15 protein-coding genes and 1 riboswitch are annotated in these 18,590 nt (G+C 41.5%); of the genes, 9 read left to right on the top strand and 6 right to left on the bottom strand.

Annotation, left to right across the window (positions count from 1 at the left end; translation table 11 throughout):
- Positions 1 to 177: 177 nt before the first annotated feature.
- The gene (locus tag BM739_RS10505; protein ID WP_076540387.1) at positions 178 to 876 is read left to right on the top strand and encodes an SEL1-like repeat protein; all 699 of its coding nucleotides are present in this window, start codon (positions 178 to 180) and stop codon (positions 874 to 876) included.
- 209 nt (positions 877 to 1,085) lie between these two features.
- Here the strand turns inward: BM739_RS10505 and BM739_RS10500 are convergent, their stop codons facing one another.
- Positions 1,086 to 1,487 carry a hypothetical protein gene (locus tag BM739_RS10500; protein WP_076540385.1) on the bottom strand — a complete coding sequence of 134 codons (402 nt, stop codon included), beginning with the start codon at positions 1,485 to 1,487 and terminating at the stop codon, positions 1,086 to 1,088.
- A 135-nt stretch (positions 1,488 to 1,622) separates the two neighbouring features.
- Positions 1,623 to 2,138, bottom strand: coding sequence for a DUF1097 domain-containing protein (locus BM739_RS10495; protein ID WP_076540383.1), 516 nt, complete (start codon positions 2,136 to 2,138; stop codon positions 1,623 to 1,625).
- A gap of 416 nt (positions 2,139 to 2,554) precedes the next feature.
- Here BM739_RS10495 and BM739_RS10490 point away from each other — a divergent pair, with 416 nt between their 5' ends.
- Together BM739_RS10490 and BM739_RS10485 are read left to right on the top strand one after the other, a co-directional pair.
- The gene (locus BM739_RS10490; RefSeq protein ID WP_076540381.1) at positions 2,555 to 3,892 is read left to right on the top strand and encodes a coproporphyrinogen III oxidase family protein; all 1,338 of its coding nucleotides are present in this window, start codon (positions 2,555 to 2,557) and stop codon (positions 3,890 to 3,892) included.
- Between the two features lie 405 nt (positions 3,893 to 4,297).
- Positions 4,298 to 6,088, top strand: a complete 1,791-nt coding sequence (locus BM739_RS10485) for an acyl-CoA dehydrogenase C-terminal domain-containing protein (RefSeq protein WP_076540379.1) — start codon at positions 4,298 to 4,300, stop codon at positions 6,086 to 6,088.
- Between the two features lie 105 nt (positions 6,089 to 6,193).
- Here the strand turns inward: BM739_RS10485 and BM739_RS10480 are convergent, their stop codons facing one another.
- Positions 6,194 to 6,772: a thymidine kinase gene (locus BM739_RS10480; RefSeq protein ID WP_076540377.1), complete on the bottom strand. Its 579-nt coding sequence runs from the start codon at positions 6,770 to 6,772 to the stop codon at positions 6,194 to 6,196.
- Between the two features lie 304 nt (positions 6,773 to 7,076).
- Between BM739_RS10480 and BM739_RS10475 the strand changes: the two genes are divergently transcribed.
- A complete protein-coding gene (locus tag BM739_RS10475; protein WP_076540375.1) occupies positions 7,077 to 9,218 on the top strand; it encodes a M3 family metallopeptidase in 2,142 nt (713 codons plus the stop codon).
- Between the two features lie 482 nt (positions 9,219 to 9,700).
- Here the strand turns inward: BM739_RS10475 and BM739_RS10470 are convergent, their stop codons facing one another.
- From BM739_RS10470 to BM739_RS10460, 3 genes are all read right to left on the bottom strand, one after another.
- Positions 9,701 to 11,257 carry a Na+/H+ antiporter NhaC family protein gene (locus BM739_RS10470; RefSeq protein ID WP_076540373.1) on the bottom strand — a complete coding sequence of 519 codons (1,557 nt, stop codon included), beginning with the start codon at positions 11,255 to 11,257 and terminating at the stop codon, positions 9,701 to 9,703.
- 77 nt (positions 11,258 to 11,334) lie between these two features.
- Positions 11,335 to 11,555, bottom strand: a riboswitch (Lysine riboswitch).
- A gap of 373 nt (positions 11,556 to 11,928) precedes the next feature.
- A complete protein-coding gene (locus tag BM739_RS10465; RefSeq protein WP_076540371.1) occupies positions 11,929 to 12,852 on the bottom strand; it encodes an electron transfer flavoprotein subunit alpha/FixB family protein in 924 nt (307 codons plus the stop codon).
- A 2-nt stretch (positions 12,853 to 12,854) separates the two neighbouring features.
- Positions 12,855 to 13,604 carry an electron transfer flavoprotein subunit beta/FixA family protein gene (locus BM739_RS10460; protein WP_076540369.1) on the bottom strand — a complete coding sequence of 250 codons (750 nt, stop codon included), beginning with the start codon at positions 13,602 to 13,604 and terminating at the stop codon, positions 12,855 to 12,857.
- A 452-nt stretch (positions 13,605 to 14,056) separates the two neighbouring features.
- Between BM739_RS10460 and BM739_RS10455 the strand changes: the two genes are divergently transcribed.
- From BM739_RS10455 to BM739_RS10435, 5 genes are all read left to right on the top strand, one after another.
- Complete coding sequence (locus tag BM739_RS10455) at positions 14,057 to 14,461, top strand: H-NS family nucleoid-associated regulatory protein (protein ID WP_076540367.1); 405 nt, start codon at positions 14,057 to 14,059, stop codon at positions 14,459 to 14,461.
- A gap of 134 nt (positions 14,462 to 14,595) precedes the next feature.
- Positions 14,596 to 14,991, top strand: coding sequence for an Rcs stress response system protein RcsF (gene rcsF, locus BM739_RS10450; RefSeq protein ID WP_076540365.1), 396 nt, complete (start codon positions 14,596 to 14,598; stop codon positions 14,989 to 14,991).
- Positions 14,992 to 15,261: 270 nt separating this feature from the next.
- Entirely contained in the window at positions 15,262 to 16,008 is a 747-nt protein-coding gene (gene tsaA, locus BM739_RS10445) for a tRNA (N6-threonylcarbamoyladenosine(37)-N6)-methyltransferase TrmO (protein ID WP_076540446.1), read from the top strand.
- A gap of 1 nt (position 16,009) precedes the next feature.
- Positions 16,010 to 16,654 carry a DapH/DapD/GlmU-related protein gene (locus BM739_RS10440; RefSeq protein ID WP_076540363.1) on the top strand — a complete coding sequence of 215 codons (645 nt, stop codon included), beginning with the start codon at positions 16,010 to 16,012 and terminating at the stop codon, positions 16,652 to 16,654.
- Positions 16,655 to 16,792: 138 nt separating this feature from the next.
- Positions 16,793 to 18,508 (top strand): proline--tRNA ligase, encoded by a 1,716-nt coding sequence (locus BM739_RS10435; protein WP_076540361.1) that lies wholly within the window; start codon positions 16,793 to 16,795, stop codon positions 18,506 to 18,508.
- Positions 18,509 to 18,590 lie beyond the last annotated feature (82 nt).

Here is an 18,590-nt window from a genome sequence, read left to right as displayed (position 1 = left end):
TGCGGGTTTAAAAAGCACGGTGTTAGCTTTAACTTTAAACTGACAAAACACAAAAAAGCACATATAATTCAAAAAATTACTGACATTCAAAATATTCCAATATGACTTTATTTTAAATTAGTAATAAGCTATTTTACTCCATACAAAATCAGAAGCTTACAGTTTAGGGATAAACGAATGTACGGTAAAAAAGCAGTAATGATGATGTTGGCTATCATAACCCTAGCTTCATGCGCATCATACAGAGACGCTAACATCGACGGTTATAGTGTTATCAATGGCGGCTTTACAGATAGAAAAGTGATGGATGGTTTGTTTTATGTTGAAGTACACGGTGGTTCTTCTGCGATTTCAAATTTAAGCAGTGTTGCAAAAAACTGGAAAAAAAGAGCCGCTGAGCTTTGTGCTGGAGAGTTTCAAAAATTTGAATATCAAGCTCTTGATGTTAAGCAGCCTTATTCATACTACTCCCCAAATGCTCTTACTATTGATTACTATGTTAGCCAAGCATCTGGCTATGCTGTTTGTGCAACTTATGATGGCGAGATGACCGAGATTAACAATTTAATATCGGGACGAAGTACTGAAATAAATAAAGCTATTGAGACTGAAACATTATTTTTGAAAAAAGGTTGTGATGACACAACGCAAAGCATTGTAGATCTCGAGAACGCTGGTGTTTCGCTGTTTAAAGAAAAAAAATATTTAGCCGCCAAGAATATATTTTATTGTGTTTATCAAAAGGATGAATACACATTAACACAAAAAAAATCATATGAAATACTGGGGACTATGAATGAGTTAGGGCTCGGAATGGATAAAGATATGAAGCAAGCGATGTTTTGGTATCAAAAGGCAGGTTTACTCCCTAAATAAATTAAACAAAACTAATTCTTTAACATGAAATCTGTCACTCAGAAGAAAAATCAGCCACAAAAAAGGGAATACCTTGGTATTCCCTACTTCACTTACTAACTAGCTAGCTATAGCTTTGATTAAAACTTTAACCAAACCTTTAAGCAACCCTTTAACCAAAAACATGGCAATAAATCAGCTGTTAGCCATTCAATCGGCAGATTGACTAGCTAGAAGTGATATCTCACTCCCGCAATGGCTTCTAATTTCACTTTAACATCATCAAGTATATATAAGGTCGGTTGTGCTTCAGCAAAAAAGGTAAACCGCTCCACTTTAGCATGAGCGCCAAACACAGCTCTAGCAGCTAACTGAATATCATCTTTATTCGAGTCGGCTATTTTGCCCCCAAGACCCCAATAAAAGTTTGGGTTATCTTGGAAATTAAACGTTCTATCCATGGTGAATGATAACTCGTCAAATCCGACCCCAATTTTATAATCATCAATTTTGACGTTGATACCTGAATCACTGCCCACCATTAAACCTACTTGTGGCGCGGCGTTGGCTGATGAACTGCGAAAAAGACTGAAAAAAGCGATTAGGGTTAAAACCAGTGTTGCGGATCTCATGTGATACCTTGCTAGATGCTAAATGGGGTCAACATCCTAGCGAGTTAGCACAGGGGAGTAAATCTATTTGTGCTAACCCGATTTTAAAACCAATAATTGAGCTGTTAACGCGAGTAAAAACACGCTTTAAGCCGATTACAACTCTTTGGCAGTTTGAGTATCTGCCCCATTGACCGGTGCATTTGAAGACAAAGCTTGAAACTTTTCCGTCAGGTTAATCAACTGGCCTGTTAATAAACTCATGCTATAACCCAGCATGGCACCAATGAGCAACGGCGGTAATATCGCAGCGATATCGGCCCCCATAGCAAAAGTGACACAACAACCAATAAATGCCCCAGGAATAAACGCCAGCTTTTGATAGCTTGCCTGTAAACACATTGCTGAGGTCGCGATAGCGGTAAAGAGATAACCAAATGTCGGTGACACAAAAAAGCTACTGCCAGAAATAATTAACCAGCCCCAAAATACACCTGATAAATTAGTGCTCATGGCCATGAACATACCTTTTATGCCTGATTCAGTCTGAGCAAAAAAAGTACTACAACTTAAAAAGCCAATCCAAGTAACTAACTGAAATACATCTGCCACGCCTGCCCATACACCAGCTAAAAGTCCGGCTGAGATTGCAATCTGCCAACGATGTTTCATAGTTTTCCCCTTGCACATAGTCCATAGATTAAAATGGAGTGTTCACAATAAAATACAATTGTGCATAATGTACGCTATTTTCAGTCTGATAAAAAGTGATCAAACACGTGTTTTAATTAATTGCTCGCACACAGAAAAAAAGCCAATAACATTACATTTAATATTAGTGATTTAAAATAGAGTGTTAACTAAGGTACTAAGTGGAATGAATTAAAGATTGCGATCATAAAAAACCGCTGACAATCACAATAATGAAGGCCTTATTAGCAACAAAAAAGTGATAACCATCAAATTTTAGTCACAAGTTACACTCCAATTTATAGTTATTTTTATATTCATGCTTCAGCCGACAGTTCTCATCCCCCGAGTCCATTAGGCTGACTATATTAGATAAAATAATACCAATGAGGGCATTAATGAAATCCACTCTCGCAACCTTAAGGTTAAACCTTGCCAGCAATAGCCTTGACTGGGTTATGGGGCAAACAATTAAAAACTCTTTAAGCTTAAAAGATGCAGTTGCGCTCGATGCCGAAGCCAAAGAATATATCCCCGAAAAACCCATCGAAACCCTCTATATTCACATCCCCTTTTGTCAAACCTTATGCCGTTTTTGCTCATTCCATAAAATTAAATTTGTTGAAGGCATAGCCAGAGAGTATTTCAAAGCCCTGAGAAAAGAGATCAGAGAGGTTATCGCTAAGGGTTACACCTTTAATCGGGTTTATATTGGCGGTGGCACCACCACCATTTTAGAAGATGAGTTAATTAAAACCATCGAGATGATCAAGAGTCTTACCACGATCCGTGAAGTCTCTTGTGAAAGTGACCCTATTTACTTTAAAGAAGGTAATCCCCATTTGCTCAAAGGTTTGGTAGACAGAATGTCAATTGGGGTACAAAGCTTTGACGACAATATTTTAAAAGCCAGTGGCCGCTTTGAAAAATTTGGCTCAGGGCTACAACAGGCTGAATATGTCAGTCGCGCCATTGAGGTCATTCCCACAGTCAACCTCGACATGATGTATGGTTTTAAGCAGCAAACAACGGATTCAATTGCATGGGATCTTGAGCAAACCATTCGCTTAAGCCCTGATCAAATTACCACTTACCCGCTAACCATCGGCATAGGTCAAAACCGTAAAAAAGCAGGCTGCCTTGCAGGTGAACCAAATGATCTGTGGCCACAATTTTTAGCGGTCAAACAAGCGTTAGGTGACAAGTACATTATGGAGTTCCCGTGGACCTTCAGCCGTAACTTCGGCCAACCGGTGGAAAACAAATATGTGCTCGACGGCGAAGATTGCTTTGGGGTAGGTTCTGGCTCATTTGGCCGCTTTGGCGAGCAGTTCAGGATCTCAAGCTTCGATATTCCAACCTATATTGAGCGCATCAATGCTGGCCATAGTGGTACCTGTTATACCAAACCCCTTGAACACAAAGCCCTACTACAGCATCACTTAATGATGATGATGGGTCATGGTGTATTAGATAATCAGCAATTCAAAGCCCATACCGGTAAAACGTTATGGCAGGCATTCCCCCTAGAAATGAGTTATTTGCATGCAGCTGGGGCAATCAAGAAACAAGGCAGCAACTACCGCACTACCACTGAAGGGCAATTTATTGCGCTGAAAATGTTCTCCGGTTTCTTAGCGGGAATGGACTACCTACGTGAGCAAGCAAGGGAGTTGCCGTTATCACAACAGCAAGACAGTGAATTAACTGGATCTGTGCTTACCTGCACTAACTAGGACACTTACTAAGGCTATAACTAGAGCGATAAACATGGTCTTGAGTTAAGTTTTACCAGCCCATAGCCACAATACTGAATCGATATAGCATTCACAGGGATGTGAGTGCTAGCTTCAAATCAATCACTCAAAAGCCGCTTTAATTTAAACTCGATAAATACAAGCCATTGACTATATTACCTATTCCCATACTAAAAGCACATCAATCTCGCCTTTCAATAATCGTCCACATTCAATAACAACGCCTGACAATATTATTGCCTCTGCGAAGTTAAAAAACAGCCGATAAATAATTACTGAGTTTTTGCTCAAATTTAGTTATGGTTAAACACCTGTTTAATTCTTGAACATCAATTCTGTCACTATGCGACTAAGCACAGAAATATCATAAGAAAGGATCCTATTATGCCGATTTATCAAGCCCCCCTTAGAGATTATCAATTCATATTATCTGAATTACTCAATATTTATCAACAACCTAACTTATTAGGATTTGATGAAATTGACCCTGAGCTTGCTGATGCCATTTTGCAAGGCGTGGCCGATTTCACCACCGAAATCATGTTGCCGCTTAATGCTTCAGGCGATCTTGAAGGTTGTCAGCTTGTGAATGGCAAAGTGGTGACCCCAAAAGGATTTAAACAGGCGTATAAACAATACGTTGATGATGGTTGGGCCACATTAACCTGTGATCCTCAATATGGCGGTCAAGGCTTACCGGAAGTTATTGGCACCTTTGCCACAGAAATGAAAACCGCCACCAATATGGCCTTTGCCATGTACCCAGGGTTAACCCATGGCGCTTACTCAGCGATTCACGTTCATGGCAGTGATGCACTGAAACAAAAATACCTTGCCAAGCTGGTCAGTGGTGAGTGGACTGGCACCATGAACTTAACTGAGTCGCATGCTGGCACTGATTTAGCTTTACTGCGCACTAAAGCAACCCCAACTGCAGATGGCCAATTTGCCATTAGCGGTGAAAAGATATTTATCTCATCAGGTGATCACGATTTAGCGGAAAATATCATTCACTTGGTATTAGCTAAATTACCTGACGCCCCAGAAGGCGTTAAAGGGATCTCATTGTTTGCAGTACCTAAGTTTATGGTTAACGATGACGGCAGTTTGGGTGAAGCTAATAGTTTATCAGCCACCGGCCTTGAACATAAAATGGGTATTCATGGTAACTCCACCTGTGTGATGCATTTTGATAATGCTCTGGGTGAATTAGTCGGCGCACCTCATCAAGGTTTAAAGGCAATGTTCACCATGATGAATCAAGCCCGCTTAGGCGTCGGCATTCAAGGCTTAGGCGTGTCTGATATCGCTTATCAAAACGCATTGGTATATGCCAAAGATCGCATTCAAGGCCGCGCGTTATCTGGCGCTAAACAACCAGAGCAAGCCGCTGACTCTATTTTAGTTCATGGTGATGTGCGCAGAATGCTGTTGTCGCAAAAGGCATTTAATGAAGGCACCCGCGCCTTAATGGGCCAGCAAGCGCTTTGGCTAGACTCTGCTGAGCGCCATACTGATCCCGCACAAGCAAAACAAGCTTCAATGCTGGCTGCGCTATTTACCCCAATAGTAAAAGGCTTTGTCACCGACCAAGGTTTTAAAGCTTGTGTTGATGCGCAGCAAGTTTATGGCGGCCACGGGTATATTAACGAATGGGGCATGGAACAATTTGTCCGCGATATTCGCATTGCGATGATTTATGAAGGCACCAATGGCGTACAAGCATTGGATTTAGTTGGCCGTAAATTACTTTCAGATAAAGGCGCTGCGCTGACATTGTGGTCAGGGATGGTTAAACAACTCATCCAAGAAAACAGCGCCAATGCAAACATGCAGCCTTATATCGCAGGATTAATGGATGCTGCAGGCGATTTAGAAAAAGCCACTGGCTTTATCGTCAAATCTGCCAGCACTAATCCAGATATTATTGGCGCAGCTTCTATGGCCTACATGCAGTTATTTGGCATCACCACACTGGCGTGGATGTGGACCCGTATTGCCGCCACCTCGTTAGCGGCTATTGAAGCTGGTACTGAAGAAACTGAGTTCTATAACGGCAAGCTTAAAACCGCTCAGTTTTATATGAGCTACTGGGGCAGCCAAACTCGTAGTTTACGCAAGCAAATTGAAGCAAGTAGTGAGCATATTGCAAATTTTGATGAAGCGGATTTTTAACCATGCTTTGTAAGTAACTGTCAAAACAAGTTCAAACAAAAACAGCGCCTATAAATCAATATAGGCGCTGTTTTTGTTTAAGAGTAACGCGTTAACTGCAACGAATTAGTCCCAAAGAAATTCTCTAAAATGTTTACGGCACACCGACTCGTAACTTTCGTTACCGCCAATGGCAACTTGCTCGCCATCACGCATAGGCTTACCGTTGCCATCCAGTCTTAACACCATATTGGCTTTACGGCCGCAATGGCAAATGGTTTTCAATTCCACTAATTTATCAGCCCAAGCTAATAAATATTGGCTACCGGTAAATAACTCACCCTGAAAGTCGGTTTTCAAACCATAACACAGCACTGGAATATCAAAATTATCAACCACATGGGTTAGTTGCTTTACTTGCTCTTTACTTAAAAATTGCGACTCATCGATTAAAATACAGTGCAGCTTTTGCTCAGCAAGTTGCTTTTCAATGAAATAAGCGAGGTTATCGCCATCACTAAAAACATGGGCTTCGGTTTCAATACCAATACGAGAAGCCACTTTGCCAATACCATAACGATCATCAATTGACGCTGTCATGACTAAGGTATTCATTCCACGTTCACGGTAGTTATACGATGATTGCAGTAGCGAAGTTGATTTACCTGCATTCATTGCAGAATAGTAGAAGTAGAGTTGCGCCAAAACGGTGTGTCCTTATGGTTATTTACCGGGGCAGTTTATCATTTATTCAGCAACGAAATAAGCGTTAGAATCGATAAACTCATGTCGGCATCACAAAAAATCACCACTATGCTGCTGCGCTTTTAAGCTAATCAGCTCTCACAGCAGTAAACACATGTTAAATCCAGTTAACAAGTCACACTTATCAAGCAGTTAAAGTTAGAAAACCCCTCACAGTTCACAATTTTCGCATTACTTCAGATACGATTAAGAAACAATTGATAGATTGTTTGAACAATAAAATATAATAGGAAGTCTAAACACTATGCATAAAACACTTGTTGCTGCAGCTATTGCTGCCACAATCGTCGTAGGTGGATGCTCAATCTCAAATAATGATACAACCAAAGCTGAAAATATCACTATGATACAAGCAGATAATCCTTTTTTTGCTCCAAGCAGCTTGCAATATCAAACCCCTAATTTTGCTAATATAAAAAATGAGCACTTCTTACCTGCACTTGAGCAAGGCATCGCCGAGCATTACCAGCAAATCTTGGTTATTGCTAACAATCCAGCGCCTGCAACCTTTGACAATACCATTGTTGCCATGGAAAAAAGCGGCGAACTATTAGGTCGTACATCGAAGGTTTTTTATAATTTAACTGGCTCTACAAGTAACCCTGAATTACGTAAAATTCAGGGCATTATGGCGCCTAAAATGGCCGCCCATTCTGACAACATTAATTTAAATTCGGCACTTTTTAGCCGCATTGAACAGATTTACAACAGCCGCGAAGGCTTAGATATTAGCCCTGAAGCCAAACGCTTAATTGAAGTTTATCATCAACGTTTTGTACTGGCGGGCGCTAAACTAACAGAAGCACAAAAACAGCAAATTCGTGTGTTGAATGAAGAGCAGTCAACCTTGACTAACGAATTCTCACAGCGTCTTATGCGTTTAAGTAAAGAAATCGCCGTTGTCGTTGATGATGAGTCAGAGCTTGCGGGTTTATCAGCAACTGCCATTAAATCAGCAGCCATTGATGCAACCGCTGCAGGCCATGAAGGTAAATACTTACTTAGCATTACCAACACCACTCGTCAGCCTGTATTAGCCCAACTTGACAATCGCCAGTTGCGTCAACAAGTATGGCAAGCATCTGCTAACCGCGGCTTAACCGGTGACAATGAAACCGCCTCGTTAGTGGCTCGTTTAGCGCAACTACGTGCCGAAAAAGCCCAACTACTGGGTTATGACAGCTGGGCAGATTACCGCTTAGCGCCACAAATGGCCAAAACGCCAGCTGCGGTTTACAAGATGTTTGGCTCAATGGTGCCAGCTGTAGTTGAAAACACCCAAAAAGAAGCTGCAGACATACAAGCAATGATCACCCAAATGGGCGGCGACTTTACCCTTGAACCATGGGATTGGGCTTATTATGCCGAACGTGTTCGTAAGGAAAAATTCGATTTAGATGAGGCGTCAATTAAGCCTTATTTTGAATTTAATCGTGTACTGGAAGATGGCGTGTTTTTCACCCTTAAAGAATTATATGGCGTTACGCTAATACCAAGACCAGATCTACCTGTGTACCACCCAGATGTAAAAGCCTATGAAATGTTTGATGAAGATGGCAGCAGCATGGCAATTTTTTATGCTGATTACTTTTCCCGTGAAGGCAAACGTGGCGGCGCTTGGATGAACTCGTTTGTGGGTCAGTCAGAGTTATTAAACAACAAGCCTGTGGTGGTTAATGTGATGAACATTAAGAAAGCCCCTGAAGGTCAGCCAACATTTGTGAGCTACAATGAAGTCACCACCATGTTCCATGAAATGGGCCATGGTACTCACGGAATGTTCTCAAAAGTTACCTACCCATCACTTGCGGGCACGTCTGTGTCACGTGACTTTGTTGAGTTCCCATCGACATTTGAAGAAGACTGGGCAGCGCACCCTAAAGTACTGGCTAACTATGCTAAGCACTACGAAACTGGTGAGGTGATCCCTGAGGCGCTACTAGGCAAATTGCTTGATTCTCGCAGCTTCAATCAAGGTTTTGACACTTTAGAGTATATGGCGGCGGCGCTAGTTGATTTAGAGTGGCATTCACTTGCTGCTGATGCGCCATTACAAGATGTGGCCAGCTTTGAAGCAAGTGCGCTGAAAAAACACGGCGTTGATATTAAAGCAGTACCACCTCGTTACCGCTCAAGCTATTTTGCTCACGCTTTCCCAGGTGGCTACTCTGCAAGTTACTACGCTTACATGTGGAGTGAAATCCTTGCAGCAGATGCTTTTGCTTACGTACAAACCCAAGGCGGCCTCAATCGTGAAATTGGCATGAAGTATCGTAAGACCATTCGTGAAGTGGGTAACTCAGTACCACCGATGGATGCCTATAAAGCCTTCAGAGGTCAAGAACCGACTACTGATGCATTACTTGAACGTCGTGGTTTAAACTAAGACTAGAGTATTGATATTAGGTTAAGTTAGGCAAAGAACCTCTAATGTACAGATGCCCTATTAGAGCGCCGAGGTTTAAAATAATTTAAGTTTGCTTAAAGCTAAATTTATTTAGCACTTGAACTTAAACCGTAAAAAATGCCGCTCAGTTGAGCGGCATTTTTGTACCTCAATATTCACCTAACTCCGAGTGCGATGATCCCCTGTACTTGTGACTCCCTATCATTGCTAATTCTTGTACACGCTATTGCCAGAACTTGTCATTAACAGCGCTAATCATGCATTGTAAGGCTTATTCCCTTCACTGGTAATATAGAGCTACACATACAAGACATGTGAGCTCAAGCTATTGAGATTTGGCTTATAGATGCCGCCTTGATTTTAAGGCATAAAAAATGCCGCTCAACTGAGCGGCATTTTCATATCAAGTAAGCTATATCTAACGTTCGCGATAAGCTTAAATCAAACCGAGTTAGCTTGCGCTATTTGGTGATAAGTTTCAGTCCAATAACGCTCAATACAAATAGTACACTACAAGTGATTAAGCCCATGGCCACTGACGCGGTAAAGCCTAATACACCGTAACCAATGATACTAATGACCGCCACAATTAACGCATAAGGTAATTGGGTCATCACGTGATCGATATGGTGACAGCTCGCCCCTGTTGACGACAAGATAGTGGTATCTGAAATCGGTGAACAATGATCGCCAAATACTGCGCCAGATAACACGGCTGCAAGCATAGGTAACATCATAGTGCTATCACTGCCCATCGCCATATCCGCTGCAATTGGCAACATGATACCGAAGGTACCCCAGCTGGTGCCGGTTGCAAATGCTGTTAAGCCTGCTAATAAGAATAATACTGCAGGTAACATCGCAAATGGGATATTGCCTGTGGCTAAACTTGCCATGTATTTACCGGTTTCAAGGTTGCCAATAACCGTTGAAATCGTCCAAGCAAATAACAAAATATAAATGGCAGGAAGCATTGATTTCGCGCCGAGCTTGATGCCAGTAAACACCATAGGCAGAGCAATTTTTTGCTGAAGCGCTAATACTAACGTGACCGCTAAGCCCACCAATGAACCGTAAAATAGCGACGAGCTAACCTCTGTATTTTCAAATGCACCTAAAATGCTAAAAGGTAAGTCGTTAGCTGAAAGTGCATCAGCGCCTGACGCCACCATGAAATAAAAGGTTGCCGCGACTAACACTAAAATAGGTAAGAATAAGCCAATAATTTTACCGGTTTCCGCTTCGGGTAAATCGGCCGTGGCACCCGGTGGTAAACCTTTAGTCTCGTCAAATAACTCGCCTTTTTGCGCATTGCGTTCATGTTGACGCATTGGGCCAATATCTAAACCAAATAACGCCACGCACACCAATAATAACAATGCGAAAATGGCATAAAAGTTCATTGGGATCATTTGCAGGAACACGCTTAAATGGCCTGTATCAGCAAAGCCATGGGCGGTTAAAATCCCGCCGATCAAGGCGATAATGTACGCACCCCAGCTTGAAACCGGTGAGATAACACAAATTGGCGCCGCAGTTGAATCCAATAAATAGGCTAGTTTAGCCCGTGAAATGTGATAACGGTCAGTAATTGGACGTGCAATAGAGCCCACCACAATACTGTTAAAGTAATCATCAATGAATACCACCATGCCAAGGAATATGGTCATCAACTTGGCATCACGTTTATTGCGAATACGCAAATGAGCCCAATCAGCAAAGGCGCGAGCTGAACCACTTACCGTGATTAATGCGGTGATCATGCCCAATACTACTAAGAAACCTAAAATTTGTAGGTTCCATGAATTGAGCGCGCCATCATCCCAAACCAGACCCTTGACGGTCGTCAGTAAATTTGAGGCTGCAGCGCTAACTGAAAAATCACCCAGTAAAAACACCCCAGTAATAATACCTAAGCCCAATGAAAGTAAGACTCGGCGAGTTAATACTGCGAGCAAAATAGCCACTACTGGTGGCAAAAGCGAAAGAGCCGAATCGGCGTAACTTGTTATCATCATTTTTTATAATTTCTTCGTTGAGTACGAATGGAGAATAACTGATAAGGCAAGTTTACGTTGAATACGTAAACGAAATTCTTTTCAGTAGCACTCCACAGTAATATCAATATCGTTGTCGATATATATTCTTCTACCCTTTCGGATAGAAATTACCATGACAGTGCAGCCCCTTTCGGTAACTGCCCCAATAAATGGTTTTGATAGAATCCATTTACTTCGGCACTAAATCCTTTCCGAATAAGTTATTGGCATCACCCAACTTACCCGTACTGATACTTAATGCACCTCTACTTATGCTAACAACAGAAAGGCTCTGTATATCAACACCCCATCATACAAACATAAGCAGTAGCATCATTGCCAGATAAAACTTGATTATCTTGTGATATATAACATCACAACCAAAATAGCGCACATTGACGTAGCACTAGTGTAACCTTTTATTAGCAAGGGTTCATATTTAACCCAGTGAAAATTTTTGCTGATTGCTAGCACAGCACCACAAATAGCAGCGCATTAGTATAAATAAGCAGCGACTATTTACGTAACATTAAAAAAGGCTTTTACCTTTCGGTAAAAGCCTTTTTAGTGCCGTTTTTTATCAGTGGATATTAACTCACCAAAAAACTAGCGTAAGTCATAAGCCGATTAAATAGCGCTCAAATTTAGGGCTATAACAAGTTAGTTAGCTCAGGGATCGCTTCAAACAAATCAGCTTCAAGACCATAATCAGCAACCTGGAAAATCGGCGCTTCAGGATCTTTGTTGATTGCCACAATGACTTTAGAGTCTTTCATACCTGCAAGATGCTGAATCGCCCCTGAGATACCCACAGCAATATACAGATCAGGCGCTACAATTTTACCGGTTTGACCTACTTGTAAATCATTCGGTACAAAGCCAGCATCTACGGCCGCGCGCGAGGCACCCACTGCAGCAGTTAATTTATCAGCAAGTGATTCTAAAATGGCAAAGTTCTCGCCACTGCCCATACCGCGGCCGCCAGAAACAATCACGCCAGCACTGCCAAGCTCAGGACGCTCTGATTCAGTTAATGTTTGTGAAACAAATTCTGCCGCTGCAGTGGCTACAAAATCAACCGATACCGCTTCTGCGTTGCCGTCATTGGTGGCCGCATCAAAAGCACTGGTGCGTACTGTTAACACTTTAACCGCATCTAAACTTTGCACTGTCGCTAATGCCGAACCGGCATAAACTGGACGCACGAAGGTATCTGGGCTAACAACTTCAATCACTTCAGAAATTTGCGCCACATCTAATAACGCCGCGACTCGTGGCAGGGTATCTTTACCGACACTGCTAGCCGCAGAAATAATATGCTCGTAATCACCTGCAAGGTTAACCACTAACTGTGACAGGCTTTCTGCTAGTTGCGCTTGATACACTGCATTATCAGCAACTAATACCTTGCTTACGCCTGTTAATGCTTGCGCTGCGGTAACGGCTGCAGCGCAATCACTACCTGCAACTAACACATGCACATCACCACCAATGGCAACCGCTGCGCTTACTGCTTTAGCGGTATCTAATTTTAAGCTTGCGTTTTCATGTTCAGCTAATACTAAAATAGTCATAATTAGATCACCTTCGCTTCATTTTTTAACTTTTCAACTAATTCAGCCACTGAACTCACCATGATGCCAGCTTTACGCTCTGCTGGAGGGGTGACTTTAAGAATGGTTTGATGTGCTTTTAAGCTTACGCCTAAATCATCAATTGAAAGTGTCTCTAATGGCTTACGCTTAGCTTTCATAATATTAGGTAATGATGCGTAACGAGGTTCATTTAAACGTAAATCAACCGTAACCACCGCTGGTAATGGCATTTTTATTGTTTGTAAGCCGCCGTCAATCTCACGGGTTACTTCTGCACTGTCAGCGGTTAATGTTAGCTCTGATGCAAACGTTGCTTGAGGCATATTAGTTAATGCAGCCAGCATTTGACCGGTTTGGTTATTGTCGCCATCAATAGATTGCTTACCAAATATCACTAATTCTGCTTGTTCTTTTTCTTGAACCGCTTTTAAAATTTTAGCAATCGATAACGGTACTAACTCTTCATCAGTCAGGACATGAATAGCACGATCGGCACCAAGCGCCATCGAGGTACGTAATTGTTCTTGAGCATTTTTCGCTCCAATAGTAACCACAACAATTTCCGTAACACTTCCTGCTTCTTTCAATCTTACAGCTTCTTCAACTGCAATTTCACAGAATGGGTTTAACGCCATTTTCAAATTAGCAGTATCAACATTTGTGTTGTCAGCGTTTACTCTGACCTTCACATTTGCATCGACTACGCGTTTTACAGGCACCAATACTTTCATGGGATTTCCTTTTACACCTTCAATGTATGTGGACGGCACATTGGGTTTAACCAATGCAATATGGCTCAACTTTACGGCCTGTTAACGTTAACGTCAACCTAAGTCAAACACTTGTTTATATTTTTTTTGCTCAATGCGCGTTTAAAAGGACTGACAGCTGCACAATTTATATTAAATAAGGTACTTAAAAGGGTAGATTAATTAATTTTTATCTAATTATTGATAATTTTATTTGATCCAATCAGGTTTAGTTTCTATTATTAATAGCGATTCAAGTAAACTTATTTTTTTACTATTAAACATTGTGCTTTATTAACATGCTTAATGGTCAATTCAATTGACACTCCAATGCTAAATAATTAAGCAATGTAGCGATTTTGATAGGTATTCTTTAATCTCTAAAGCATTACTTGAAAACTTATTACTTAATAACCATTAGGATGCACATTGATATGAGTGACTTTTTAGAAATACTAACCCATGGTCGTCGTTTTAAAGCTGCAGTTAAAGAGTTGTCTGTAGAAGATTTACGTGAACTTTCAGTAAAGCTTGAAAAAATCATTACAGAAAGAGAAGAAGACGAAAAAGCAGAACAAGAAGCCAATGCAGAAAGAAATGCACGCATTGCTGAAATTCTAGCGCAAATTGAAAACAGTGGTTTATCAATTGAAGACTTAGGTGAAGTATCAATTAAGCCTGCACCTAAAAAACGTGCGCCGCGCCCTGCTAAATACCAAATTGAAGTTGATGGCGAATTAATCCAATGGACAGGTCAAGGCCGTATGCCAACTGTGTTCAAAAACCAAGTTGATAATGGCAAAACAATGGAAGACTTCTTAATTCCTGGTATGGAATAACACTTGCTGTTTTGACATGCGTCATATAGAAAAGCTTACTTTGGTAAGCTTTTTTCTTATCTGTATTCTATTCCCTGCTGCTAGCAAGCATTGTAAACTATACTGCATTCACCTCTTTTGAATTAGGCCTTACTATGAACGCTTCTCGTCCTGTTTTTTCTTTAGCTATAAGCTCAGCAATATTATTATCTGGTTGTGCTAGTGAATACACTTTTAATAGTAACCTAGATGCTAAGGCTATTGATGACTATTTCAAACCTGGAAACGTGGTTTTATATAAAGAAAACCAACGCCCTAAAGGCTCATTTGAGGTGTTAGGCCTAGTTGAAGGTGAATCATGCCAACAAACTGCTGATGGGGTTCCTGCAAGCATTGCAGATGCGAGAACCGCTGCGCGAAAACAGGCGGTCGAGCTAGGTGCCAACGGGCTAATGATCAAAAAATGCCTATTAACAGAACAACAAGTCGACAACTGCTACAGCCAAGCAATTTGTGTCGGCCAAGCAATTAAAACCGCTACCGAGCAGTAAACACTTGCTAATAATTTAGTATTAGAGCTACCGACTATTAATGGCTAAAAATCAAAGTAATTAAACCATAAGGCTAGGTGTCATAAGTCATTTTATTTATGCCGTTATCCGAAGTGTTTTAAAAATGTTAACACCCGCTTTGTTTAAAACCTTACATTGGCTAATGGCTCTTTAGTATTAAATTAACAAAGCATTGAACATTTATTCGATTCAATGCTTGATTATGACCCTCTTAATTTATCAGTAACAATACTTGACGGTTTCTTAGACATGAAAACAGATCCTAGCGCGCAAAACTTTAGCTCTCAAATAGAAGCCGTTGGTTATTGCCGTACCCCTTACAAACAAAAGTTTGGTATCCCAAGACAGCCTGGGTTGGTCAATATTAAAGGTCTTATTGAATTAGCCCCTCAAGTCAATAATCTTGATGCGGTTAGAGGCATTGAACAATATTCACACTTATGGCTGCTTTTTTGTTTTCATGAAAATCTTGAGCAAGGTTGGAAAAATACCGTCAGACCACCAAGATTAGGTGGCAATGAAAAGTTAGGCGTATTTGCCACCCGCTCTACATTTAGACCTAATGGTATTGGCCAGTCAGTGGTTAAATTACATAAGGTTATTCAGAAAAATGGCAAAGTTTGTCTTGAAATATCCGGCATGGATTTATTAGATGGCACCCCCATTATTGATATAAAACCTTATATTCCATTTTCTGACTCAATAGAAAGTGCGACAGGTGGCATCGCTCAAGATGCGCCACAATTAATTGATGTACAATTTTCAAGCTTGGCAAAAACGCAAATTGACGCCCACTCATCTAAGCTCAATAACAGTGATTTAATTCAACTTATTACTGACGTGTTAGCTCAAGATCCTCGACCTGCTTATAAAAAAGCCAAAGCAGATCCAAAATTATATCAAGTGGCCTTATATGATATTGATATTTTTTGGACCGTCACTGAGCAGCAGATTAATGTGATTGAAATTAAGCCCACCAGCGTTGGTCAAAACTAATATGAAGTCTGATTTAAACAGCATCCCTGATACAAGTAAAAGTCCTGATTATCAGACTCAACATAAAAAACGTTTATCTTGGATGCCGTGGTTGTATTTTTCCTTAAAAGACAAACAACTTATCTGGGCTAAACCCTGGCAAGATGCAGTTCAGCAACAATTTGAGCAGCTAGAAACCATTAAGTTTGGTCAGCAGTGTTTTATCGCCCCTGAAGCCAATGTATTTGCAGAGCCTGGGCGCAATATCACTATGGGAAATCAATGCATGATTGCCGCCGAGGTGTTTTTACATGGGCCGATAACCTTAGGCAATGAAGTGGCCATTAATCATGGCTGCTCTTTCGATGGCGGTCGCTGCGGCATCACCATTGGTGATAAAACCCGTATCGCCAATAACGTCACGATTTATGCTTTTAACCATGGCATGTCAGTAGAGCAAGATATCTATCAACAACCCAGCCAATCAAAAGGCATTGTCATTGGCCGAGATGTATGGATTGGCGCCCAAGCTGGCATTGTTGATGGGGTTACTATTGGCAACCAAGCCATTGTTGGCATGGGCAGTATTGTGACCAAAGATGTTCCCGAATTTGCGATTGTTGCCGGTAACCCCGCCAAAATCATTGGCGATCGACGCGATAAATAGTTGCTATAATTTATCGCCCATATCATTTTGCCATAGCCCTATGGCTATCTTTGTCAGCTATCGCTTAATTATCTGGTGACTTCATCGTTACAGGTGATAAAATGTCGCACATTAATAGCTACTAAGTGGACATTGGGAATGCGAGTTAGCAAGTACCTGCTTTCAACACAAAAAGAAACACCTGCAAATGCAGAAGTCATCAGCCATCAATTGATGTTACGTGCCGGCTTTATCCGCCGCAATGCATCAGGCCTTTATTCATGGTTACCGAGTGGCTTACGTGTATTACGTAAAGTCGAAGCCATTGTTCGTGAAGAAATGAACAAAGTCGGTTCTATTGAAATTTTGATGCCCCTAGTACAGCCGGCCGATCTTTGGGTTGAAACAGGACGTTGGGAAAAATTTGGTCCTGAATTGCTCCGCTTCCAAGACCGTCATAACCGCGACTTCGTTTTAGGCCCAACCCATGAAGAAGTGATTACTGATTTAGTCCGTAAAGAAGTGAGCTCTTATAAGCAATTGCCACTGACATTATATCAAGTACAAACAAAATTCCGTGATGAAGTCCGCCCTCGTTTTGGCGTGATGCGTGCACGCGAATTCTTGATGAAAGATGCCTATTCTTTCCATTTAACCCAAGAGTGCATGGATAAGACTTATGCAGACATGCATCAAGCATACTGCAACATCTTTAATCGTATGGGGCTTGCTTTCCGTCCGGTTATTGCTGACACGGGTTCAATTGGTGGTAGTACCTCACATGAGTTCCATGTTCTTGCTAACAGTGGTGAAGACTTGATCGCATATTCAACTGAAAGTGATTATGCCGCTAACATTGAAAAAGCAGAAACTGCAGCGCCAACTGGCACACTAGCCGCACCAACACAGGAAATGACTGTCGTTGATACGCCGAATGCTAAAACCATTGCTGAATTAGTTGAGCAGTTTGAACTTGAAATCACTAACACAGTTAAAACCTTGATTGTTAAAGGCGCAACTGAAGATGCACCATTGGTAGCATTAGTTGTTCGTGGCGATCATGAGTTAAACGAATTAAAAGCTGAGAAGCATGAGCTCGTGGCCTCACCACTTGAGTTTGCCACTGATGCTGAAATGGTTGCCGCTGTAGGCGCAGGTCCTGGTTCAATCGGCCCTGTAGGCCTTGATATGCCTATTATCATTGACCGTGACGTCGCGCTAATGAGCGACTTTGCAGCTGGCGCTAACCAAGAAGGTAAGCATTACTTTGGCATCAACTGGGAACGCGATTTACCAATGGCACAAGCGATGGATATTCGTAACGTGGTTGAAGGTGAAGCAAGCCCAGATGGTAAAGGTGTTTATGCGTTTGCACGTGGTATTGAAGTCGGTCATATCTTCCAACTTGGTACTAACTACTCAGAAGCAATGGGCGCAACCGTACTCGATGAAAACGGTAAGTCAAAAGTGATGCAAATGGGTTGTTATGGCGCAGGTGTGAGCCGTATCGTTGCCGCTGCAATCGAGCAAAACCATGATGACCGTGGTATGAAGTTACCTGAATCACTAGCGCCGTTCACTGTGGGTATTTTACCGATGAACATGCATAAGTCTCATCGCGTAAAAGACATGGCTGAGCAGCTTTACGCAGACTTAAGTGCCCAAGGCATCGAAATTTTATTAGATGACCGTAAAGAGCGCCCAGGCGTGATGTTCAATGACATGGAGCTAATTGGCTTGCCTCATGTAATTGTTATTGGCGATCGTAATATCGATGCTGGCGTGTTTGAATATAAAAACCGCCGCACCGGTGAAAAACAAGATATCCCGTTTGATCAGATTGTCGACTTTATTAAGTCAGCAATTAAAGGCTAATCATTCGCTTTAAAACTATGCCGTAAACAACGCACCTTTTAAGGTGCGTTTTTTTTGGTTTTCATTTCATCTTTTACATGTA

Source organism: Shewanella sp. UCD-KL21 (assembly GCF_001957135.1).
In the GTDB taxonomy this organism is placed as follows: domain Bacteria; phylum Pseudomonadota; class Gammaproteobacteria; order Enterobacterales; family Shewanellaceae; genus Shewanella.
This window is presented reverse-complemented; position numbering and strand designations above follow the sequence as displayed.

What these genes read in the sequence shown, in the direction of transcription:
- BM739_RS10470 (WP_076540373.1), bottom strand. Translation starts at nt 11,257, where the DNA reads ATGATGATAACAAGTTACGCCGATTCGGCTCTTTCGCTTTTGCCACCA.
- BM739_RS10495 (WP_076540383.1), bottom strand. Translation starts at nt 2,138, where the DNA reads ATGAAACATCGTTGGCAGATTGCAATCTCAGCCGGACTTTTAGCTGGT.
- BM739_RS10505 (WP_076540387.1), top strand. Translation starts at nt 178, where the DNA reads ATGTACGGTAAAAAAGCAGTAATGATGATGTTGGCTATCATAACCCTA.
- rcsF (WP_076540365.1), top strand. Translation starts at nt 14,596, where the DNA reads ATGAACGCTTCTCGTCCTGTTTTTTCTTTAGCTATAAGCTCAGCAATA.
- BM739_RS10465 (WP_076540371.1), bottom strand. Translation starts at nt 12,852, where the DNA reads ATGACTATTTTAGTATTAGCTGAACATGAAAACGCAAGCTTAAAATTA.
- BM739_RS10475 (WP_076540375.1), top strand. Translation starts at nt 7,077, where the DNA reads ATGCATAAAACACTTGTTGCTGCAGCTATTGCTGCCACAATCGTCGTA.
- BM739_RS10485 (WP_076540379.1), top strand. Translation starts at nt 4,298, where the DNA reads ATGCCGATTTATCAAGCCCCCCTTAGAGATTATCAATTCATATTATCT.
- BM739_RS10500 (WP_076540385.1), bottom strand. Translation starts at nt 1,487, where the DNA reads ATGAGATCCGCAACACTGGTTTTAACCCTAATCGCTTTTTTCAGTCTT.
- BM739_RS10435 (WP_076540361.1), top strand. Translation starts at nt 16,793, where the DNA reads ATGCGAGTTAGCAAGTACCTGCTTTCAACACAAAAAGAAACACCTGCA.
- BM739_RS10490 (WP_076540381.1), top strand. Translation starts at nt 2,555, where the DNA reads ATGAAATCCACTCTCGCAACCTTAAGGTTAAACCTTGCCAGCAATAGC.
- BM739_RS10440 (WP_076540363.1), top strand. Translation starts at nt 16,010, where the DNA reads ATGAAGTCTGATTTAAACAGCATCCCTGATACAAGTAAAAGTCCTGAT.
- BM739_RS10460 (WP_076540369.1), bottom strand. Translation starts at nt 13,604, where the DNA reads ATGAAAGTATTGGTGCCTGTAAAACGCGTAGTCGATGCAAATGTGAAG.
- tsaA (WP_076540446.1), top strand. Translation starts at nt 15,262, where the DNA reads ATGAAAACAGATCCTAGCGCGCAAAACTTTAGCTCTCAAATAGAAGCC.
- BM739_RS10455 (WP_076540367.1), top strand. Translation starts at nt 14,057, where the DNA reads ATGAGTGACTTTTTAGAAATACTAACCCATGGTCGTCGTTTTAAAGCT.